This is a genomic window from Pseudoroseicyclus sp. CXY001 (assembly GCF_041714655.1).
Lineage (GTDB): Bacteria > Pseudomonadota > Alphaproteobacteria > Rhodobacterales > Rhodobacteraceae > Pseudoroseicyclus_A.
Map to the genome: position 1 here is coordinate 976,248 of NZ_CP168219.1, position 19,070 is coordinate 995,317.

Here is a 19,070-nt window from a genome sequence, read left to right on the forward strand (position 1 = left end):
GGGCGCGACATGAGACTGGAGGGCAGGACCTGCCTCGTCACGGGGGCGGCCGGCGGCATCGGCACCGCGCTCACGCATCGGTTCCTCGACGAGGGCGCGCGCGTCATCGCGACCGATCTCGACCCCGAGGCTCTGCGCGAGCATTACGCGGCGCGCGCTTCGGACGACCGGCTGCACCTCGCCGGCCTCGACATCACGAAGGCCGAGCAGATCGCCGCGCTGGTGGCGGAGCTCGAAGGCTCGGGCCGCGCGCCGGACGTGCTGATCAACAACGCCGCGGCGATCCGCATCGGTGCCCTCCTCGATGCCAAACCGGAGGATCTCGACCTCGTCTACGGCGTCAACATGCGCGGCACGATGCTCGTCACCCGGGCGGTCCTGCCGGGCATGATCGCGCGGGGCGGGGGCACGGTGCTCAACATGGCATCGCTGGCCGGGGTGCACGCGATGTACGAGCGCTTCGCCTACGGGGCGTCCAAGGCGGCCATCGTCATGATGACCCGCTCCATCGCCGTCGATTACGTCGCCCGCGGCATCCGCGCGAACTGCATCTGCGCGGCCCGGGTCGCGACGCCCTTCGTGCGCAGCTATCTCGAGGAATACTACCCCGGCGAGGTCGAGGAGCGCTTCGACGCCCTGTCGCGCTACCAGCCCACGGGCCGGATGATCCAGGCCGACGAGGTGGCGCAGATGGCCGTCTACCTCTGCTCCGCCGAATCCGCGATGGTGAACGGCCAGAGCTTCGTGATGGATGGCGGCGTCACGGCGGGGGACCGCGCCCCCGCCGCCCAGATCTAGTCGCGCAGGCGCACCGCCTCGAGAATGCGGCCGGCATCCTCCACCTCGTCCAGCCTCAGCACTAGGTCGGCCAGGGCATCGGCATCGACGCCGGGGCCGGCCAGCGTGGCCAGCTTCGCGCGCAGCCGATCCGTCGACAGGGGGCGCCCGGTGTCGCCCTCGGCGCGGGTGATCGTGCGGGTCTGGGCGCGGCCATCCGCGAAGGTCACCTCGACGCGGGCCGAGCCCAGCGGCATGGAGCTGTCGACCTCCACCCGGACCTTGCCGCGTAGCGCCGTGAGCGCCGGGTCCGCAACCGCCGCATCCGAGAAGTCGGCCAGGCCGGCGCTGACGCGGGCCAGCGCGGCCGCCACGGCGTGCTGCGCGCTGACCTGCGCCGTGCGGCCGCTCAGCGGGGCAGGGCGGTCGGCCCGCTCCGACAACAAAGACGGCCCCGCGACCGTGACGGATGCGATGTCGTTCGCGCCATGGGGGCGCCCGCCCCCCAGCTCCAGCGCGGCCTCGATCACCGGGTTCAGCACCACGCCGCAGGGATAGGGCTTGTAGGTGTTGCGCAGGATCTCCCACCCGCCATCGGCGAGCGGCAGCGCGAGGGCCGGGTCGATCTCGTCGGTCGTCGCGCGCATGAAGCCGCGGGGCCCCTCGATCGGCGCGTCCGGTCCCTGCAAGCCGTCTTCGGCCATGAAGGCGGCGAGGAGGCCGCCGCGCGCCGCGCCGCCGACGCCCACGCTCTTGGCCATGTAGCCCAGCGTCTCGACCAGCCCCGAGGCCTGTGCCGAGGCCGCGCCGAAGGCATGGAGGACGCGCTCCGCCGGCAGCCCGAGGATCCGGGCCGCCGCCGCCGCCGCGCCGAAGACGCCGCAGCTCGCCGTGATGTGCCAGCCGCGCCGGTAGTGTTCGGGCGTGACGGCATTGGCGATCCGGCACTCCACCTCCACCCCGATGGCGAAGGCGTCGAGGAAGGCGCGCCCGGTCACGGGCCGCATGGCGGCCAGCGACAGCAGCACCGGCAGCACCGGCGCCGTGGGATGCAGGATCGTCACCGGGTGGGTGTCGTCGAAATCGTGGACGTTGATCGCCATCGCGTTGAGGAAGGCCGCCGTCAGCGGCCCCGCCTCGCCCCGTGCGCCGATCAGCCCGACGCCGCCGCCCGGCTCCAGCCGGGCGAGGGTGCCGCGCGCGATGGTCACCGCCGCATCGGGCGCCCCGGCAAGGCCGGTGGCGAGGCCGTTCAGGATCGACCTGGCGGCCTCGGCCCGTGCCTCGGGCGGGACGGTGGCGGTGGCGGTGAACTCCGCCAGCGCGGCGGACACCGCCTGCGTCATGCCGCGCGGTCCGGCGTCGCGGCCCGTTCGATCGTCTTGAAGATCTCGGTCATGTCCGCGTTCGGCCCGAGCTGGGTCTGCGCCATGTTCAGCAGAAGCTTCGTCGCGTTGCCGAGCACCATCGGCACGCCGGCGGCTTCGCTCTCAGCAAGGCAGAGGCGGATGTCCTTGGCGGACAGTCCGAGCGCGAAGCCGAAATCGAAGGAGCGCGTCAGCACGTATTTCGGGATCTTGTCCTCGCTGGCGTTCGACCGGCCGGAGCCCTTGTTGACGATGTTCATCAGCGTCTCGCCCGAGACGCCGCATTTCTCGGCGAGGACGATCCCCTCGGCGGCGATGGCGAGCGAGGTGACGGACATCAGGTTGTTGATCACCTTGATGAGCTGCGCCTGACCAGGCTCCTCGCCCACATGGGTGACGGAGCCGAAGCGCGACAGGATCGGCTCGACCTTGGCGAAGAGATCCGCGGGGCAGGCGGTCATCAGCGTCAGCGTGCCCTTTTCCGCGCCGCCGACGCCGCCGCTCACCGGCGAATCGACGAAGCCGATGCCGGCCTTGGCCAGCCCGGCGCCGACCCGCCGCGACACGGTCGGCCCGGTGGTGGACAGGTCCACGACGGCACTCGGACGGCCGGAAGCCGCGATGCCCTCCGCCCCCAGCGTCACCGCCTCCACCACGTCGGGCGTGGGCAGCGACATCAGCACGATGTCCGCCGCCGCGACGTCGGCGATGGTATGGGCCGGCGTCGCGCCGTCCTTGGCGATGGCCGCGACCGCATCGGCATTGGGGTCGTAGGCCAGCACCTTGTGGCCCGCGTCGAGCAGGTGGCGAACCATGGGCGCGCCCATGCGGCCGATACCGATGAAGCCGATCTTGCTGGTCATTTCGAGAGTCTCCGGAAGGTCAAAGGTTTTCCATCTGCTCGGGCAGCCACAGGACGATCTCCGGGACGGCGTAGAGCAGGACGATGAAGGCGAGCATGACGATGATGAACGGCGTGACCCCGAGGGCCACGTCGCGCAGCGACACGTTGCCGAGGCCGCGCAGGATGAAGAGCACGATGCCCACCGGCGGGGTGATGAGGCCGATCTCGACGAGGATCACCAGCACGACGCCGAACCAGATCGGGTCGAAGCCGAGCGCCACGACGATCGGGTAGGTGACCGACAGCGTCATCAGCATCATCGAGATCGATTCGATCAGCGTGCCCATCGCCAGGTAGAACAGCGCGAGCAGCAGCATGATCAGCCAGGGCGCGAGGTTGGCCTCGGTCACGGCGGCGACCATCTCGCGCGGCAGGCGCAGGAAGTCGAAGACCCAGCCGAAGATCGACGCGCCGATCACGATCAGCATGATGAAGGCGGTGACCTTCACCGTGTCCAGCAGCACCAGATAGATGTCCTTCGGCGCGGCCCGTCCCGTGAAGACGCAGATCACGAAGGCCGCGGCGGCGCCGACCGCGCCCGCCTCGGTGGGCGTCGCGATCCCGAAATAGAGCGAGCCCAGAACCGAGAAGATCAGCACGAGGAAGGGCACCATGCCGCCGAGGGAGCGGAGCTTCTCGGCCATCGAGTAGCGCTCGCCCTGCGGCACGGCGGAGGGCACGACGTAGGACCAGCCGAGGATGGTAAAGGCGAAGAGGCCGGCCAGCATCAGGCCCGGGATGATCCCGGCGATGAAGAGCACGGTGATCGGCGCGCCCACGGTGTTGCCGTAGATGATCATGGCGATGCTGGGCGGCAGCAGGATGCCGAGGGTCGACCCGGCGGCGACGACGCCGTAGGTGAGCCGGTCGCTGTAGCCCCGCCGCGCCAGTTCCGGGGCGGCGACCCGCCCCAGCGTGGCGGCCGTCGCTAGGCTCGAGCCCGAGACGGCGGCGAAGATCGCCGAGGAGCCGACGGCCGCATGGCCGAGCCCGCCCCGCGTCCGGCCGAACCAGCAGACCAGCAGGTCGAAGAGCTTGGTCGTGATCCCGCTGTGCACCAGCAGCGAGCCCATGAGCACGAAGGTCGGCACGGCCGTCAGCGTGAAGGAGTTGATGCTCGTCCAGGACCGGTCGGCCAGGATCGGCAGTTGCGGGCTGCGCAGGAGGAACACGAGGCCGATGAGCCCCACCATCCCCAGTGCGGCGCCCACCGGCACGCCAAGCAGCAGCAGGAAGACGAGCGAAAGCGTCAGCAGGGTGCCGATCCAGACCAGCGAGCCGCCCTGCGCCCCGGCATAAAGGAGCGACATCACGGCGACGATGGCCGCCACGGCGAGCGCGATGCGCGCCCCGCTCCACAGCCAGGCCATGACGAGGCTGGCGGCCAGGATGACCAGCGTGGCGGCGTCCAGCGGCAGACCGTCCACCGGGAACACGTCCCGGCGTCCGATGAGGGCCAGAGCCACGACTGTTGCGACGACCACGATGGGCACGCCCCAGGTGCGCCCCTCGCTCTGCCGCGGGCTGAGTTCGAAGAGGGTCTGCAGGATCGCGAAGAAGAACAGGGCATAGCCCACGACGACAGGCGTCTCGGGCATCCATTGCGGCGTCGCCAGCAGCCCCCAGTCGCGCGTGTCGTTGATGTATTCCGACACCGTGAAGCAGAACATCTCCCAGCCGCAGAACGCCACGAGGATCAGCAGGAGCCAGTTGCCGATCATCTGCAGCGCATGCTTGCGGGGCTCGGAGACGGAATCGATCAGGATCTCGACCTGGATGTGGGCGCCGGCGCGCTGCGCCACGCCCAGACCGAGGAACACCAACGCGACGAAGCTGTAGACGCTGATCTCGGCAACCCAGCTCGTCGGCATGTTGAAGAGCGAGCGCATGACCACTTCGTAGACGACGATGCAGGTCATGAAGAGCAGGGTCATGGAGGCCAGGAACCCGGCCGAGCCGGTGATCAGCCCAAGGCCCCGCATCACCATGTGGCCCTCACGGGGCGGGCGGTCGGGTGTTGCGGTGACGCCGTCGACGCTCATTCAGTATTCCCCCTCTGCTCGCCCGGGCATGTCCCGATGACCTCGGGGCGCTCTTCCTCGTCGATGCAGCCTATATTCGGGGCGCTTGACAAGCAAGGTTTTGTATTATCGTAATCTCGTACCACGCTCTCTGCGGATGGCAAGCGGAGAAGCAGATCAAACACCCGGGAGGACCAACACATGACCTTGAACCAGATGCGGACGCGAACGGCCATCTGTGCTGCGGCGATGACGTCGCTGCTTGCAGGCGGCGCCTTGGCGCAGGATCCGGAGTTCGACTTCACGATGGCCGTGATCGTCTCTCCCGGCGACGTCTATACCGCCCTGACGCAGGGCATCCCCGAGCGCGTGGCGGAAGCGACCGACGGCCGCGTCCGCGTGACGGTCAGCGACTCGCTCGTGGCGTCCAACCAGGTGGCGAGCGCCGTTCGTGACGGCCGGATCCCCATGTCCGCCGCGCTGCATACCTACATCTCGGCCGAAGAGCCGCGGATGGGCATCTTCAACCTGCCGGGCCTGATCAACGGCATCGAAGATTATGTCGATGTGCGTGAGGCCTTCTGGCGGCAGGACGTGGCGGACATCTGGCTCGAGCGCTGGAACGCCGTGATGCTGGCCGATGGCGCCTGGTGCCCGACGGCCCTGTTCTCGACCGAGCCGATCCAATCGATCGAGGATTTCGCCGAGCAGCGCATCCGTATCCACAACCCGCAGAGCGCGGAGCTGATGAGCGCCCTCGGCGCGCAGCCGGTCGCGATGCCGACGGGTGAGGTGACCCCGGCGCTGGAGCGCGGCGTGATCGACGGTGTCTTCACCTCGATGTGCGTCGGCGCGGCGATGGAGCTGCCCCGCGTGGCGCCCTACGTCCAGGACTGGGGCGTCTCGCCGATCACCGGCTGGGTCATCCTCGTCAACGCCGACGTCTGGGCCGACCTCCCCGAGGACATCCAGGGCCAGCTCGAGCAGGCCATGGCCGATCTCGAGGAAGAGGCCTTCGGCACCTACCAGACCTACATCGACACGGCCGAGGCCAAGTTCGCCGAACTGGGCTCCGAGATGTGGACCGCTCCGGCGGAGCTGCAGGCAGAGCTGAGCTCCGAGCAGTATTCGCAGCCGGCCTACGACGCCTGGTACGCCCGGGCGACCGAGCTCGGCATCGACGGCGAGGCCTATGTCGATCAGGTCCGCGCCGCTCTCGCCGACTAATCCGGCCACGGAAACCCCCGCCCGCCGGGCGGGGGTTCTCCACACGGGGCGAACGAGGTATCAACCATAGGTCAGCCGAGGGTGGGTTCCGTGAAACAGCACGCAGACGCAATGAACGACTTCCGCGTCGAGCGCGTCGCGGCGCCGCTTCGGAATCAGGTGATCGAGGCGATCCGCAATTCGATCATCGCCGGGCATTTCGAGCCGGGCGAGCGGCTGCTCGAGCGACGGCTCTGCGAGATGACCGGCGTCAGCCGCACCCTCGTCCGCGAGGCGCTGCGCCAGCTTGAATCGGAAGGGCTGATCGAGGTCGTGCCCCATCGCGGCCCCCGCGTGGCGGTGCTCGACCCCGACATGGCGCGCGACATCTACCTCGTGCGCTCCCAGCTCGAGGGGCTCGCCGCCGCGCTCTTCGCCGAGAGGGCGACATCCCGGAATTTCGACGCGATCCGCGCCGCCTTCGAGCGCCTCAAGAGCGTCATCTCGGAGGACGATCCGATCGTGCGGGTCGAGGCGAAGAACGCCTTCTACGTCGAGCTCATCAACGGCGCCGGCAACCGGGCGCTCGGCCCCAGCCTCAACTTCCTCAATTCCCGCATCGTCCTTCTGCGCGCCACCTCCCTGCAGGCGCCGGGGCGGTTGCAGGAGAGCGTCAAGGAGCTCGGCGCCCTCGTCGACGCGCTGGAGGCGCGCGATTCCGAGGCGGCACGCGCGGCGGCCCAGCGACACGTCGCCAACGCGGCCGAGATCGCGCTTCAGTTCCTGAAAGTCTGAGATCCGGGATCGCCCGGCATCGGCGGGCCGCGTCGCTCGCGGCCTATTCTTCTTGCGCGCGGCCGGGACGGTCGCCACGGGAATGCGGCCCCGGGAAGGTGTCTTCCCGGGGCCGGACCTTTTCGGAGCTTACTTGCCCAGGGCGTCCCTGACGCGCTGGACGTAGCTCTCGCCGTCGGCGCCGATCTCCGCGGTGCGGGCATACCAGCCCTCGTAGGCGGCGTCGGTGTACTCGGGCAGCCGAAGCTCTTCCTGCAGCGCCTCAGGCGCATCCCAGATCTCGGCGCCGAGGGCCGTGATGCTGTCCCGCGCGCGGCCGACATAGACGTCATAGTCGGCGAAGGCTTCTTCCTCGATCGATGTCATCGCGGCCTGCACGTCCGCCTGGACGTCCTCGGGCATGTCGTTCCAGACATCGGAGTTGATCAGGATCGCCCAGCCGGTGATCGGCGCCATGTGCCAGTCCTGCACGTTCGGCGCGACGCGGGCGAGCTCGAAGGCGGCCCCCGCACACATCGAGGTCCAGACGGCGTCGATCACGCCGCGCTCGAGCGCCGGGACGACCTCGGTCGTGGGCATCGGCACGGGAACGGCGCCCAGCGATTCCATCAGCGTCGCCGAGACGGGATCGAAGATGCGGATCCGCTTGCCCTCGAAGGAGGCGACGTCCTGGATCGGCTCGCGCGAGAACAGGACGACAGGGCAATAGGGCCCGTCGGCCAGCATCGTCGCGCCCCAGCGCTCCTGCCAGAAGTCGGCCACGTCGTCGCGCCAGAAGGCCTCGCGCACGGTCTGGTATTCGTCGATGCTGTTGATCAGCCCGGGCAGGCTGAAGATCGAGATGCGCGGTTCTTCGGCCGAGATATAGGCATGCGTCGCCGCGACGATCGGCAGCCGGCCGTCACGGACGGCGCCCGCGATCTGGTTGGCCGCCACGAGCGACGAGCTCAGCGTCACCAAAACCTCGCCGTCCGTCGCCTCCGCGACGCGATCGGGGATGAGCTGGGTCATCTCGTCATAGACGTCGGTGGGCGAGGTCATCACCCCCATCGTCAGGTCATACTCCTGGGCACTGGCGGTCCCGGCCGCGAGGGCCAGCGCGCAGGCCGCGCTCGAGAGCCATGTCTTGGATGTCGTCATTGAGGTCTCCTCCCTCTTGCGCCTCGCCTGGTGCGGGGTCGCGTCTCATGAGAATACAATAATACAATATTGCAGGTCAACGTGGCAGGTGGTAGTTTCGCGGCCGAACGACGGGCCGCTGGCCCGGCACCGCACGACCGGAGGGGCGATCATGGAAATCGGACAGTTCTACATCGACGGGACATGGGTTGATCCCGTCGCCCCAGAGTGGATGGCCATGATCAACCCGGCGACGGAGGAGGAGTTCGGGCGCCTCGCCCTCGGATCCGCCGCCGATATCGACCGCGCCGTCACGGCGGCCCGCGCGGCGCTGCCGGCCTTCTCGACCACCAGCCCCGCTGACCGGGCTGCGATGATGCGTCGCATCATCGCCGAGTTCGACGCGCGGGCCGAGGAGTTCGCCCAGGCGACGACGCTCGAGATGGGGTCGCCCATCAGCTTCTCGCGCACGGGGCAGGTGACCCGCGGCCCTGCGCATCTGGGCAAGACGCTGGAGGTGCTGGAGCGCTTCGAGTTCGACCGCAGCTTCGGCCCGTCCCGTCTGCGCTACGAATCCGTCGGCGTCTGCGGCCTGATCACGCCCTGGAACTGGCCGGTCAACCAGGTGGTGGTGAAGGTGGCGCCCGCGCTCGCGGCGGGCTGCACGATGGTGCTCAAGCCCAGCGAATATTCCCCGGTCACCGCGCGCCTCTTCGCCGAGGTCATGGACGCCGCCGGCGTGCCGCCGGGCGTCTTCAACCTCGTCTTCGGCCGGGGCGAGACGGCGGGCGCGCGCCTGTCCGAGCATCCGGACGTGGACGCGGTCTCCTTCACCGGCTCGACCCGCGCGGGCGTCGAGATCGCCCGGGCCGCGGCGCCGACCGTCAAGCGCGTCTCGCAGGAGCTGGGCGGCAAGACCGCCAACGTCATCCTGCCCGATGCCGATCTCGATGCCGCGGTCCGCAAGGGTGTCGCCGTCTGCTTCGCCAACAGTGGCCAGTCCTGCGCGGCCCCGACGCGGATGCTCGTGCCCGCCGACCGGCTCGAGGAGGCCTGCGCGGCCGCGGCCGAGGCCGCCGAGGCGCTGCGCGTCGGCGATCCGGGCGATGATGCCACCGAGCTCGGCCCGGTGGTGAACCGCGCGCAGTTCGACCGCATCCAGTCCCTCATCCGGATCGGGATCGGCGAGGGCGCGCGCCTCGTCACCGGCGGTGAGGGCCGGCCCGATGGTTTCAACCGGGGCTACTACGTCCGCCCGACCGTCTTCGCCGGGGTGACCCCCGACATGACGATCGCCCGGACCGAGATCTTCGGCCCCGTCCTCTGCATCCTCAGCTACGAGACCGAGGACGAGGCCGTCGAGATCGCCAACGACACGCCCTACGGGCTCAGCGCCCATATCCAGACGGGGGATCCCGCGGCGGCGGTCGCGCTGGCGGACAGGCTCGTGGCCGGTGCGATCTACTTCAACTACCCGCCCTTCGACTTTGGCGCGCCCTTCGGGGGGCGCAAGCAGTCCGGCAACGGCCGCGAATGGGGCGAGTTCGGCCTGATGGAATATCTCGAGGCCAAGAGCCTGATCGGCGATCTGGGCTGAGGGCCCGCACACCGGGCCGGGCGGCGTCCCGCCCGGGCGGCAATGCAACGACAATCGGACGGATGCCATGGAGCAGGTGACGACGACGGCCGACGAGGCCGATTACGTGATCGTCGGCGGGGGGGCGGCCGGCTGCGTGCTGGCGGCCCGCCTGGGCGAGCGGACGCGCGATCGCATCGTGATGCTGGAGGCCGGGCCGCGCGACCGCAGCCCGCTGATCCGCATCCCGGCGGGCGTCATCAAGCTGCTCTTCGACAAGCGATATGCCTGGCAGTTCCGCACCGAGCCGAGCGAGGGAACGGCGATGCGCCGCGTCTTCGCCCCGCAGGGTCGCACGCTCGGCGGATCGAGCTCGATCAACGGGATGATCTACAACCGCGGGCAGGCGCAGGATTACGACGGCTGGGAAGAGGGCGGGGCGGAGGGCTGGTCCTACCGGGACGTGCTGACCTACTTCCGCCGCTCCGAGCGGCGCATCGGCGGAGAGCCCAACCAGTATCACGGCGCCACCGGGCCTTTGCCTGTAAGCGATGCGGACTGGACCAACCCGGCGATCGACGCCTTCATCGACGGGGTGAGTGCGCTCGGCCTGCCGCGCAACCCCGACTACAACGGCGCCTCGCAGGAGGGCGTCGGCACGCTGCAGCGGGTGATCGAGGACGGGCGCCGGGTGAGCGCGGCCCGGGCCTTCCTGCACCCCGCCGGCCGGCGCATCGACGTCCGCACCCGGGCCCACGCGACGGAGATCGTCTTCGAGGGCCGCCGGGCCGTCGGCGTGCGCTACACCGATCCGGACGGCCGGACGCTGCGACTGGTCCGGGCCCGCAAGGAGGTGCTGGTCTGCACCGGCGCGCTCAACACGCCCAAGCTCTTGCAGCTGTCCGGCATCGGCGCGGGGCCGGCGATCTCGGCCCTCGGCTTGCCGGTCGTGGCGGACCTCCCCGGCGTCGGGCAGAACCTGCAGGACCATTTCGGCACGCGCAGTGTCGTGCGCATCCGCAACGCGCCGACGGCGAACGAGCTCTCCCGCTGGCCCTATCTCGGCGTCGAGATCGGGAAATGGCTGATGAAGAAGCCGAGCATCCTCGGCCTCAGCTCGTCGCTCGCCTATGTCTTCGCGCGCACCGATCCGTCGCTCGACCGGCCCGACCTGCAATTCGTCCTGACGCCGATGAGCTTCAAGGCCGGCCAGTTCGGCGTGGTGGACCGCGACCCCGGCTTCTCGCTCGCCTCGTGGCAGCACCGGCCCGAAAGCCGCGGCACCGTCGCCGCGGGCAGCCCGTCGTGGCGCGACGATCCGGTGATCCAGCCCAATTACCTTGCCTCGGAGGTCGACCAGCGGGTCACGGTGGCCGGCATCCGGCTGGCGCGGACCTTCCTGCAGACGCCGCAGATGGCGCGCTTCGTGGCAGGGGAGGTGACGCCCGGCGCCGACATCCGGGACGACGCGGAGCTGCTGCACTATGCCCGCCAGTTCGGGTCCACCATCTACCACTTCTGCGGCACCTGCCGCATGGGCGATCCGGACCGGGCCGATACGGTCGTCGGCCCTGATCTTCGGCTGAAGGGCGTGGACGGCCTGAGGGTGGTCGATGCCTCGGTGATGCCGACCGTCCCCTCCGGCAACACCTACGCGCCGACGCTGATGATCGCCGAGCGCGCCGCGGACCTTATCATTTCGGGCGGGAGTGCCGGCTAGGGTCCGCCGCCCCCTCGGCCAGCAGCGCATCCAGCGCCACGAACTGCTCCGGATAGGCGCCGGTGGAGCCCGAGGCGAGCGCCGCGTCGAGCGCCTCCTTGGAGGGGTAGAGCTCGTGGAGCGTCAGCAGCGTCTCGCCGCCCTCCTCCTTGAGGGTCAGCGTGCTGATCTGCTCGCCATGGCCCTCCTCCTCGTTCGTCCAGACGATGCGTGCGTCGGGGACGACCTCGGTGTACCGGCCGAAGAAGGCCATGGGCTCATCGAACGAGGGATGGGCGAAGGTGAAGCGGTAGGTGCCGCCCGTCCGCACATCCATCTCGCAGCTGACGAAGGTCATCCCGAAGGAGGGCGGCACCCACCAGCGCTGCATGAGCTCCGGCCGGGTCCAGGCGGCGAAGACATGCCGGGCGGCGCCCTTTAAGCGGCGGGTCACCACCAGCTCGCGGTCGGAGATGCGCTCCGTGGTCGTCTCGGGGCTGTCAGTCATGGGGGCCATCGGCCGCTTCCTTCTCTTGCAAGTCTGCGATCACGTCATCGAGCCCGTCGAAGCGCGCGGCCCAGAGCCGGCGGTACTCCTCGATCCAGGCGGCTTCCTCGGCGAGGGCGCGGGCGCCGAGCCGGCAGGTGCGGATGCGGCCGACCTTCTGCGTCGTGACCAGCCCCGCCTCCTCGAGGATGCCCACATGCTTGCGGATGCCGGTGAGCGTCATGTCGAAGCGGCCGGCGAGGTCGCTGATCGAGGCGTCGGCGCCGGCCAGCGCCTCGAGCACGCCGCGCCGCGTCGGGTCCGCAAGGGCGGCAAAGGTGGCGTCGAAGCCCTTGTGAGATAACTGAACCATATGGTTCAGTGTTGGCACGGGCCCGCACGACCCGCAAGAGGAATTGTCGCAGTCGCCAAGGGCGGGGGGCGCCGATAGAAGGGGCGCCGACGGAAGGGAGCCGCATGTCAGACGCCGCCACAGACGCCCCCGCCCTGCCGCCCCGCGCGGCGGCGGAGGCCCGGCTCTTCGGGCCGATCCGGGCGCGGCTGCGGCTGGCGGGCGGGCTCTCGATCGCCGCAGGGCTGCTCTGGCCCGTGCAGGCGGCGGCCATCGCGCTGGTGATCTCCGGCTGGGTGGCAGAGGGGGTCTCCGCCGCGCGGCTGGCGGCGGGGCTCGGCGCCTTTTTCGGCGCGGCGCTCCTCCGCGCGGTGCTGGAGCATCGCGCCGGCGGCATCCTCTTTGTGGCGGCGGAGAGCGCCATCGCCGCCGAGCGCGCGCGGCTCATCCGCCGCGCCGCCCGGGCCCCTTCCTCCGCCGGCTCGGCGGCCCTTGCCGCGCTCGCGGTGCAGAAGCTCCAGCTCCTCGCGCCGCTCGTCACCCGCTACCGGCTGGCGATGTGGCGGGTGTCCGTCCTGCCGCTGGTGCTGGCGGCGCTGGCCTTCTCGCTTTCCTGGGTCGTCGGGCTGATCTTCCTCGTGGCCGGGCCGCTGATCCCCGTCTTCATGGCGCTGATCGGCATGGCGGCCGAGGATGCCGCGAAGCGGCAGATGGCCGAGGTCGGCAGCATGAACGCCATGCTGATGGAGCGGCTCTCGGCGCTGCTCGACATCCGCCTTCTCGGCGCGTCGGAGAGGGCGGCGGCGGCCTTCGGGGCGCGGGCGGAGGCGCTGAGGGAGCGGACCATGGCCGTGCTCCGCATCGCCTTCCTCTCCTCCACCGTGCTCGAGCTGCTCGCCGCCGTCGGCCTCGCCATGGTGGCGGTCTTCGTGGGCTTCACGCTCCTCGGCGTGATCCGCATCGGGAGCTGGGGCGGGTCGCTCACGCTGGGGCAGGGGCTCTTCCTCCTCCTCATCGCGCCGGAGGTCTTCCAGCCCTTCCGCGACCTCGCCGCCGCCTGGCACGACCGCGCCGCCGCGGCCGCCGTCCTTTCCGAGCTCGATGCGCTCGAAGCGGAGCCGCGGGTGGAGATGATCGGGCAGGGCGCCGCCGTGCCGCCGCTGCCGGGCCGCTTCTCGCTGGCGCTCCGCGGTGCCGTCGCGGCGCTGCCGGGGCAGTCGGTGCCGCTGCCCGATCTGGCGCTCGGCCCGGGGGAGGCGCTGGCGATCACCGGGCCGAGCGGGGTGGGCAAGAGCACGGCGCTCGCCGCCATCGCCGGGCTGGTGCCCTTGGGCGCCGGGGCGGTGGAGGTCTGCGGCCAGAGGCTCGGGCCTGAGACGGCCGACGCCTGGCGCGCCCGCATCGCCTTCGTGCCCCAGCGTGTGCATGTGCCCGATGCGCCGCTCGGCACCTGGCTCGACCCGCGCGGCACCGGCGCCGACCCCTGGCCGGCGCTCCGCCTCGCCGATGCGGACGCCCTCGTCCGCCGCCTGCCGGAGGGGCTCGCGACGCGGCTGGGCGAGAGGGGCGGCGGCGTCTCCGGCGGCGAGGCGAGGCGGCTGATGCTGGCGCGGGCCGTGATGGCGGGCGGAGACCTCATCCTCGCCGACGAGCCCACCGCCGATCTCGACGCCGAGACGGCGGGCCGCATCATCGCCGCCCTCGCCCGCATCCGCGCCGAGGGACGGGCGCTGATCGTCGCCACCCATGACCCGGCGCTGGCCGAGGCCATGGGTGCTCAGGAGGAGATGGGGGCGTGAGCGGGGCGGGGAGGCTTTGCGGAGGGGTGCGCCGGGCCGGTGGTTGGGCGCCGGACGCCATGCGCGCCGCGGTGGTGCGGGGGAGGGCGCCGGCCTCGTCCGCCCTTCGCGGCGCCGCGACGTCGCGCCTGCCCGCAGGCCACCTCATGGCCCGGCTCTTCGGCTCTGTCGGTCCAGCACCCGAGGTCGCGGCTCGTGGGACGCCGCCGGCCGTCGCGGTCCCTGTCATGGACGAGGCGCCGCCCGTCCTCCCCCGCCCGGAGGCCACCCCATGACCCCGCTTCTCCGCACCCTCCGCCTCCTCCTCGGCGCCGCCCCCTGGGCGATGGCGCGGGGGGCGGCGCTGGCGGTGCTGGTGCTCGTCATGGGCGCGGCGCTTCTCGGGCTTTCCGGCTGGTTCATCACGGCGACGGGGCTCGCTGGGCTGGCCGGGATCGGCATCGCCTTCGACGTCTTCCGCCCGTCCGCCGGGGTGCGCTTCCTCGCCCTCGGCCGCACCGCCGCGCGCTATGGCGAGCGGCTCCTGACCCATGACGCCACGCTCCGCGCGCTCGCGGCGCTGCGCGTCACGCTCCTGCGCCGCCATGCCGGGCTCGGCGCCCGGGCGCTGGCGCGGCTGCGGGGGGAGGCGGCGCTGACGCGGATGGTGGCGGATGTGGATGCGCTCGACGGGCTGGTCCTGCGGCTGGCGCTGCCGGGGATGGCGGCGGTGGTCACACACCTCGCCGCCTTCGCAGGGCTCGCCTGGATCGTCGGCCTGCCGGTGGCGGCCATGGTGGCCGGGCTCTACCTGCCGGGCGCGGCGCTGGTGCTCTGGCGGCTGGCGCGGCGGAGCCTCGTGCCCTCGGCCGCGGCGGAGGACGGGGCGCAGGCGCTCCGGCGGGCGATCATCGACATGATCCGCGACCGGGAGGCGCTGATCCTCTCCGGCGCGCTCGGGGCGCGGGAGGAGGCGCTCATCGCCCTCGACGCCAGCGCCCGGGCCGAGGCGGCGGCGGTCGAGCGGGCGGAGCGGGGCGCCGGGGCGCTGCTCGCGCTCCTCTCCGCCCTTGCCGCCGCCGGGGCGCTGGGCGCCGGCGGCTGGCTTCTGGCGGAGGGGCGGGTGGACCCGGCGGTTGCCGCCATCGGGCTCTTCGTGGCGCTGGCGCTCGCCGAGACGCTGGCGCCCCTCGCGCGCGGCCTCGCCGAGCTCGGGCGCACCGGCGCCGCCGCCGCGCGGGTGGAGGCGGCACCGGAGCCCCCCGCCGCCCCGCGCCCGCCCTTGCCGCCGGCCCCGATCCTCGAGGTCCCGAGGCTCGGCCTCACCCTCGCCCCCGGCACGGCGGTCGCGCTCACCGGCCCCTCCGGCGCGGGCAAGAGCACGCTCTTGCTGGCCATCGCCGGGCTCCTGCCGGCCGAGGGCATCACCCTCGCCGGCAAGCCGCCGGAGGCCTGGAGCGACGCCTCGCTCCGCGCCCGCGTGACGCTGCTGCCGCAGCGGAGCGCCCTCATCGCCGGCAGCATCCGCGAGAACCTGACGCTGGCCGCCGGTGACCCCGATGCGGCGCTCGAGGCCGTGCTTGCGGCCGTGTGGCTGACCCGCCCCCTCCGCCCCCGCGGCGGGTTAGAGGCAAGGCTCGGCGAGGGCGGCGCCGGGCTCTCCGGCGGGCAGGCGCGGCGGCTGGCGCTGGCGCGGGCGCTGCTGGCCCGGCCGGACATCCTCCTCCTCGACGAGCCGACCGAGGGGCTCGATGCCGAGACGGCGGCGGCGGTCCTTCAGGCCGTCCGCGACGCCCTGCCGCAGGCGGCGCTTCTCGTCGCGCTCCACAAGGGCGCGGGGCATCCGATCTTCGATGCGACGCTCCGTCTCGACGCAGGGAGTTAACGAAAAGGCTAAACCCCGCCCGCCAATGGTGCTATCCGGCTTGCGCATGGCGGCAATCCTCGCGCCGGCTCCCTGGCGCCTCTCCCTTCGGCCGCGTGCTGACCAGAGGAGACCCGTGCCGTGGTTCTCGATGTCGTCGAGCTGTCCCGCCTGCAATTCGCCCTGACGGCGATGTATCACTTCCTCTTCGTGCCGCTGACGCTGGGCCTCAGCGTTCTCGTCGCCATCATGGAGACGGTCTACGTCATGACCGGCCGGCCGATCTGGCGGCAGATGACGAAGTTCTGGGGTACGCTCTTCGGCATCAACTTCGTCCTCGGCGTCGCCACCGGCATCACCATGGAATTCCAGTTCGGCATGAACTGGAGCTATTACAGCCATTACGTCGGCGACATCTTCGGGGCGCCGCTCGCCATCGAGGGGCTGATGGCCTTCTTCCTCGAGGCGACCTTCGTCGGGCTCTTCTTCTTCGGCTGGGACAAGCTCAGCCGCGTAGGGCACCTCGTCACCGCCTGGCTCGTCGCCATCGGCTCGAACTTCTCGGCGCTGTGGATCCTCATCGCCAACGGCTGGATGCAGAACCCCGTCGGCGCATCGTTCAACCCCGAGACGATGCGCATGGAGCTCGACAACTTCTTCGAGGTGCTCTTCAACGAGGTCGCCCAGGCGAAGTTCGTCCATACCGTCTCGGCCGGCTATGTCACCGCCTCGGTCTTCGTGCTCGGCGTCTCGGCCTGGTACCTGCTGAAGGGCCGCCATATCGAGCTGGCCCGCCGGTCGATCACCGTCGCCGCCTCCTTCGGGCTGGCCTCGGCGCTCTCCGTCGTCGTCCTCGGCGACGAGAGCGGCTATTCGACGAGCCACACCCAGCGCATGAAGCTCGCCGCGATGGAAGGCATGTGGGAGACGCATCCCGCCCCCGCCGCCTTCACAATCTTCGGCATCCCCGATGTCGCCGACCGCGAGACGCATTACGCCGTCGAGGTGCCCTGGGTCATGGGGCTGATCGGCACGAGGTCGCTGACGACCGAGATCCCCGGCATCAACGATCTGGTGGAGGAGGCCGACCAGCGCATCCGCTCGGGCATCATCGCCTATGACGCGCTGATGACCATCCGCGAGGAGCGGGACGAGACCTCCGAACAGGTGCGCAACACCTTCGAGGTGAATTCCGAGAACCTCGGCTTCGCCTTCCTGCTGCTGCGCTACATGGACGATCCGCGGGGCGCGACGGATGAAGAGATCGCCAGGGCGGCGACGGACACGATCCCCGGCGTCCTGCCGATCTTTTGGGCCTTCCGCATCATGGTGGGGCTCGGCTTCGCCTTCATCGCGGTGATGGTCTATTTCTTCTGGCGCTCCTCGTTCCGGCAGCAGAGCTATCCGCGCTGGGCGCTCAGGCTCGCCGTCGTCATCATCCCCGCGCCCTGGATCGCCGCCGAGCTCGGCTGGTTCGTCGCCGAATACGGGCGCCAGCCCTGGACGGTGGACAGCGTGCTACCGACGGCGCTGTCGGTCAGCCACCTCAGCGCGCAGGACCTGCTCTTCACCATCGCCGGCTTCGTGCTCTTCTACACCGTGCTCTTCGTCATCGAGATGGGGCTCATGCTGAAGTACATCCGCAAGGGGCCGACGCAGGACGTGGAAGAGACCGACGCCTGGGAGGCGCGGCACGAGCACCGCCTGCGCACCCATGACGGGCGGGGGCCCTTCGCCCCGGCCGGCGCCTCCGCCGCTTCGGCGGTGGATGACGGCGACCCCAGCCCCACGCCCGCGGAGTAGCGCCCATGATCCTCTTCGAACTCGTCCCCTACGATCTTCTCCGCGTCATCTGGTGGCTCCTCCTTGGCGTCCTCCTCATCGCCTTCGCCATGACCGACGGCTTCGACATGGGCGTCGGCGCGCTCCTGCCCTTCGTGGGGCGCACGGACGTGGAGCGGCGCATCGTCATCAACACCGTCGGCCCGGTCTGGGAGGGGAACCAGGTCTGGTTCATCCTCGGCGGCGGCGCCATCTTCGCGGCCTGGCCGCCGCTCTATGCGGTCAGCTTCTCGGGCTTCTACCTCGCGATGTTCGCGATCCTCGCGGCGCTGATCGTCCGCCCGGTGGCGTTCAAGTATCGCTCCAAGCGCGAAAGCCCGCGCTGGCGGAGCAGCTGGGACTGGGCGCTCTGCCTCGCCGGCGCGGTGCCTGTGCTGATCTTCGGCGTCGCCGTCGGCAACGTCCTGCAGGGCGTGCCCTTCGAGCTGACGCCCGATCTCTTCTCGCGCTACGAGGGGAGCTTTCACGCCAAGTTCCTCGGCCTCCTCAACCCCTTCGCGCTTCTCTGCGGGCTGGTCTCGGTGGTGATGCTGCTCACGCACGGCGCCGCCTGGCTGGCGCTGAAGAGCGAAGGGCCGGTCGCCGCCCGCGCCCGGACCATCGGCACCGTCACCGGGCTCGCCACCATGGCGCTCTACGCGCTCGCCGGGCTCTGGCTCGCCTTCGGGATCGAGGGCTATGCGCTCGCCGAGGCGCCGCTGCGCGACGGGCCGTCGAACCCGCTTTACACCGAGGTGATCCGCACCGGATCCTGGCTCTCGGCCTATGCCGACCGGCCCTGGATCACCCTCGCGCCGATCCTCGCCTTCGCCGGCATGGCGCTTGCGAATGTCGGCATGCGGCGCGGCTGGGAGGTGGGGACGCTTCTCTTCTCGCAGCTCGGCATCTTCGGGGCGATCTCCTCCGTCGGGCTGGTGATGTTCCCGTTCCTGTTACCCTCCTCGCTCGACCCCCGCTCGTCGCTGACCGTCTGGGACAGCTCGTCCTCGCATCTGACGCTCTTCATCATGCTGGTCGTGACGGCGATCTTCCTGCCGATCGTGCTCGCCTACACCGCCTGGGTCTACAAGGTGCTCTGGGGCAAGGTGACGGAGAAGGCGGTGACCGACGGCACCGAGACGATGTACTGAAAGGACCAACCATGTGGTATTTCGCCTGGCTCCTCGGCCTGCCGCTCGCCGCGATCTTCGCAGTGATGAACGCCATGTGGCTGGAGATGATGCGCGACCGCGAGCTCGCCGGCGAGCATGACGACCTGCCCCCCGCCGTGGACGAGTAGGGCC

At 70.8% G+C, this 19,070-nt stretch carries 16 protein-coding genes; 10 read left to right on the forward strand and 6 right to left on the reverse strand.

Features of this window, described 5'->3' with window-relative positions; all coding sequences use genetic code 11:
- Positions 1-9: 9 nt before the first annotated feature.
- Positions 10-798, forward strand: a complete 789-nt coding sequence (locus tag ACAZ03_RS04855; protein ID WP_373356261.1) for an SDR family NAD(P)-dependent oxidoreductase — start codon at positions 10-12, stop codon at positions 796-798.
- On the opposite strand, the gene ACAZ03_RS04860 is transcribed toward ACAZ03_RS04855, so the two are convergent.
- Genes ACAZ03_RS04860 through ACAZ03_RS04870 form a run of 3 tightly spaced genes read right to left on the reverse strand, consistent with a single transcriptional unit; the run spans position 795 to position 5,090 of the window.
- Complete coding sequence (locus ACAZ03_RS04860; protein WP_373356262.1) at positions 795-2,123, reverse strand: MmgE/PrpD family protein; 1,329 nt, start codon at positions 2,121-2,123, stop codon at positions 795-797. The two genes, ACAZ03_RS04855 and ACAZ03_RS04860, sit on opposite strands and share 4 nt — an antisense overlap.
- Positions 2,120-3,007: an NAD(P)-dependent oxidoreductase gene (locus tag ACAZ03_RS04865; RefSeq protein ID WP_373356263.1), complete on the reverse strand. Its 888-nt coding sequence runs from the start codon at positions 3,005-3,007 to the stop codon at positions 2,120-2,122. Before ACAZ03_RS04865 ends, ACAZ03_RS04860 begins: the two co-directional genes overlap by 4 nt.
- A 19-nt stretch (positions 3,008-3,026) precedes the next feature.
- The gene (locus ACAZ03_RS04870) at positions 3,027-5,090 is read right to left on the reverse strand and encodes a TRAP transporter large permease subunit (RefSeq protein ID WP_373356264.1); all 2,064 of its coding nucleotides are present in this window, start codon (positions 5,088-5,090) and stop codon (positions 3,027-3,029) included.
- A gap of 255 nt (positions 5,091-5,345) precedes the next feature.
- Between ACAZ03_RS04870 and dctP (ACAZ03_RS04875) the strand changes: the two genes are divergently transcribed.
- Together dctP (ACAZ03_RS04875) and ACAZ03_RS04880 are read left to right on the forward strand one after the other, a co-directional pair.
- Positions 5,346-6,296 (forward strand): TRAP transporter substrate-binding protein DctP, encoded by a 951-nt coding sequence (gene dctP / locus ACAZ03_RS04875; protein ID WP_373356265.1) that lies wholly within the window; start codon positions 5,346-5,348, stop codon positions 6,294-6,296.
- A gap of 90 nt (positions 6,297-6,386) precedes the next feature.
- Positions 6,387-7,070, forward strand: a complete 684-nt coding sequence (locus ACAZ03_RS04880) for a GntR family transcriptional regulator (protein ID WP_373356266.1) — start codon at positions 6,387-6,389, stop codon at positions 7,068-7,070.
- Between the two features lie 129 nt (positions 7,071-7,199).
- Here ACAZ03_RS04880 and dctP (ACAZ03_RS04885) read toward each other — a convergent pair whose 3' ends face one another.
- A complete protein-coding gene (gene dctP / locus ACAZ03_RS04885) occupies positions 7,200-8,210 on the reverse strand; it encodes a TRAP transporter substrate-binding protein DctP (protein ID WP_373356267.1) in 1,011 nt (336 codons plus the stop codon).
- Positions 8,211-8,361: 151 nt separating this feature from the next.
- Here dctP (ACAZ03_RS04885) and ACAZ03_RS04890 point away from each other — a divergent pair, with 151 nt between their 5' ends.
- On the forward strand, positions 8,362-9,786 hold the full coding sequence (locus tag ACAZ03_RS04890; RefSeq protein WP_373356268.1) for an aldehyde dehydrogenase family protein: 1,425 nt from the start codon (positions 8,362-8,364) through the stop codon (positions 9,784-9,786).
- 67 nt (positions 9,787-9,853) lie between these two features.
- Positions 9,854-11,485: a GMC family oxidoreductase gene (locus ACAZ03_RS04895; protein WP_373356269.1), complete on the forward strand. Its 1,632-nt coding sequence runs from the start codon at positions 9,854-9,856 to the stop codon at positions 11,483-11,485.
- On the opposite strand, the gene ACAZ03_RS04900 is transcribed toward ACAZ03_RS04895, so the two are convergent.
- On the reverse strand, positions 11,460-11,981 hold the full coding sequence (locus ACAZ03_RS04900) for an SRPBCC family protein (protein WP_373356270.1): 522 nt from the start codon (positions 11,979-11,981) through the stop codon (positions 11,460-11,462). The genes ACAZ03_RS04895 and ACAZ03_RS04900 overlap by 26 nt on opposite strands.
- Entirely contained in the window at positions 11,965-12,324 is a 360-nt protein-coding gene (locus ACAZ03_RS04905) for an ArsR/SmtB family transcription factor (protein ID WP_373356271.1), read from the reverse strand. Before ACAZ03_RS04905 ends, ACAZ03_RS04900 begins: the two co-directional genes overlap by 17 nt.
- A 104-nt stretch (positions 12,325-12,428) precedes the next feature.
- Here ACAZ03_RS04905 and ACAZ03_RS04910 point away from each other — a divergent pair, with 104 nt between their 5' ends.
- The 5 genes from ACAZ03_RS04910 (at position 12,429) to cydX (ending at position 19,066) form a co-directional block, all read left to right on the forward strand.
- Complete coding sequence (locus tag ACAZ03_RS04910) at positions 12,429-14,102, forward strand: ATP-binding cassette domain-containing protein (RefSeq protein ID WP_373356272.1); 1,674 nt, start codon at positions 12,429-12,431, stop codon at positions 14,100-14,102.
- 271 nt (positions 14,103-14,373) lie between these two features.
- Positions 14,374-15,966: an ATP-binding cassette domain-containing protein gene (locus ACAZ03_RS04915; RefSeq protein ID WP_373356273.1), complete on the forward strand. Its 1,593-nt coding sequence runs from the start codon at positions 14,374-14,376 to the stop codon at positions 15,964-15,966.
- Positions 15,967-16,137: 171 nt separating this feature from the next.
- The gene (locus tag ACAZ03_RS04920) at positions 16,138-17,748 is read left to right on the forward strand and encodes a cytochrome ubiquinol oxidase subunit I (RefSeq protein ID WP_373357043.1); all 1,611 of its coding nucleotides are present in this window, start codon (positions 16,138-16,140) and stop codon (positions 17,746-17,748) included.
- Between the two features lie 5 nt (positions 17,749-17,753).
- The gene (gene cydB, locus ACAZ03_RS04925) at positions 17,754-18,917 is read left to right on the forward strand and encodes a cytochrome d ubiquinol oxidase subunit II (protein WP_373356274.1); all 1,164 of its coding nucleotides are present in this window, start codon (positions 17,754-17,756) and stop codon (positions 18,915-18,917) included.
- Between the two features lie 11 nt (positions 18,918-18,928).
- Positions 18,929-19,066: a cytochrome bd-I oxidase subunit CydX gene (gene cydX, locus ACAZ03_RS04930; RefSeq protein WP_373356276.1), complete on the forward strand. Its 138-nt coding sequence runs from the start codon at positions 18,929-18,931 to the stop codon at positions 19,064-19,066.
- The last annotated feature ends 4 nt before the right edge of the window (positions 19,067-19,070 follow it).

What these genes read in the sequence shown, in the direction of transcription:
- ACAZ03_RS04860 (WP_373356262.1), bottom strand. Translation starts at nt 2,123, where the DNA reads ATGACGCAGGCGGTGTCCGCCGCGCTGGCGGAGTTCACCGCCACCGCC.
- ACAZ03_RS04895 (WP_373356269.1), top strand. Translation starts at nt 9,854, where the DNA reads ATGGAGCAGGTGACGACGACGGCCGACGAGGCCGATTACGTGATCGTC.
- ACAZ03_RS04890 (WP_373356268.1), top strand. Translation starts at nt 8,362, where the DNA reads ATGGAAATCGGACAGTTCTACATCGACGGGACATGGGTTGATCCCGTC.
- ACAZ03_RS04920 (WP_373357043.1), top strand. Translation starts at nt 16,138, where the DNA reads ATGTATCACTTCCTCTTCGTGCCGCTGACGCTGGGCCTCAGCGTTCTC.
- ACAZ03_RS04870 (WP_373356264.1), bottom strand. Translation starts at nt 5,090, where the DNA reads ATGAGCGTCGACGGCGTCACCGCAACACCCGACCGCCCGCCCCGTGAG.
- ACAZ03_RS04915 (WP_373356273.1), top strand. Translation starts at nt 14,374, where the DNA reads ATGACCCCGCTTCTCCGCACCCTCCGCCTCCTCCTCGGCGCCGCCCCC.
- cydB (WP_373356274.1), top strand. Translation starts at nt 17,754, where the DNA reads ATGATCCTCTTCGAACTCGTCCCCTACGATCTTCTCCGCGTCATCTGG.
- dctP (WP_373356267.1), bottom strand. Translation starts at nt 8,210, where the DNA reads ATGACGACATCCAAGACATGGCTCTCGAGCGCGGCCTGCGCGCTGGCC.
- ACAZ03_RS04905 (WP_373356271.1), bottom strand. Translation starts at nt 12,324, where the DNA reads ATGGTTCAGTTATCTCACAAGGGCTTCGACGCCACCTTTGCCGCCCTT.
- ACAZ03_RS04865 (WP_373356263.1), bottom strand. Translation starts at nt 3,007, where the DNA reads ATGACCAGCAAGATCGGCTTCATCGGTATCGGCCGCATGGGCGCGCCC.
- ACAZ03_RS04855 (WP_373356261.1), top strand. Translation starts at nt 10, where the DNA reads ATGAGACTGGAGGGCAGGACCTGCCTCGTCACGGGGGCGGCCGGCGGC.
- ACAZ03_RS04900 (WP_373356270.1), bottom strand. Translation starts at nt 11,981, where the DNA reads ATGGCCCCCATGACTGACAGCCCCGAGACGACCACGGAGCGCATCTCC.
- ACAZ03_RS04910 (WP_373356272.1), top strand. Translation starts at nt 12,429, where the DNA reads ATGTCAGACGCCGCCACAGACGCCCCCGCCCTGCCGCCCCGCGCGGCG.
- cydX (WP_373356276.1), top strand. Translation starts at nt 18,929, where the DNA reads ATGTGGTATTTCGCCTGGCTCCTCGGCCTGCCGCTCGCCGCGATCTTC.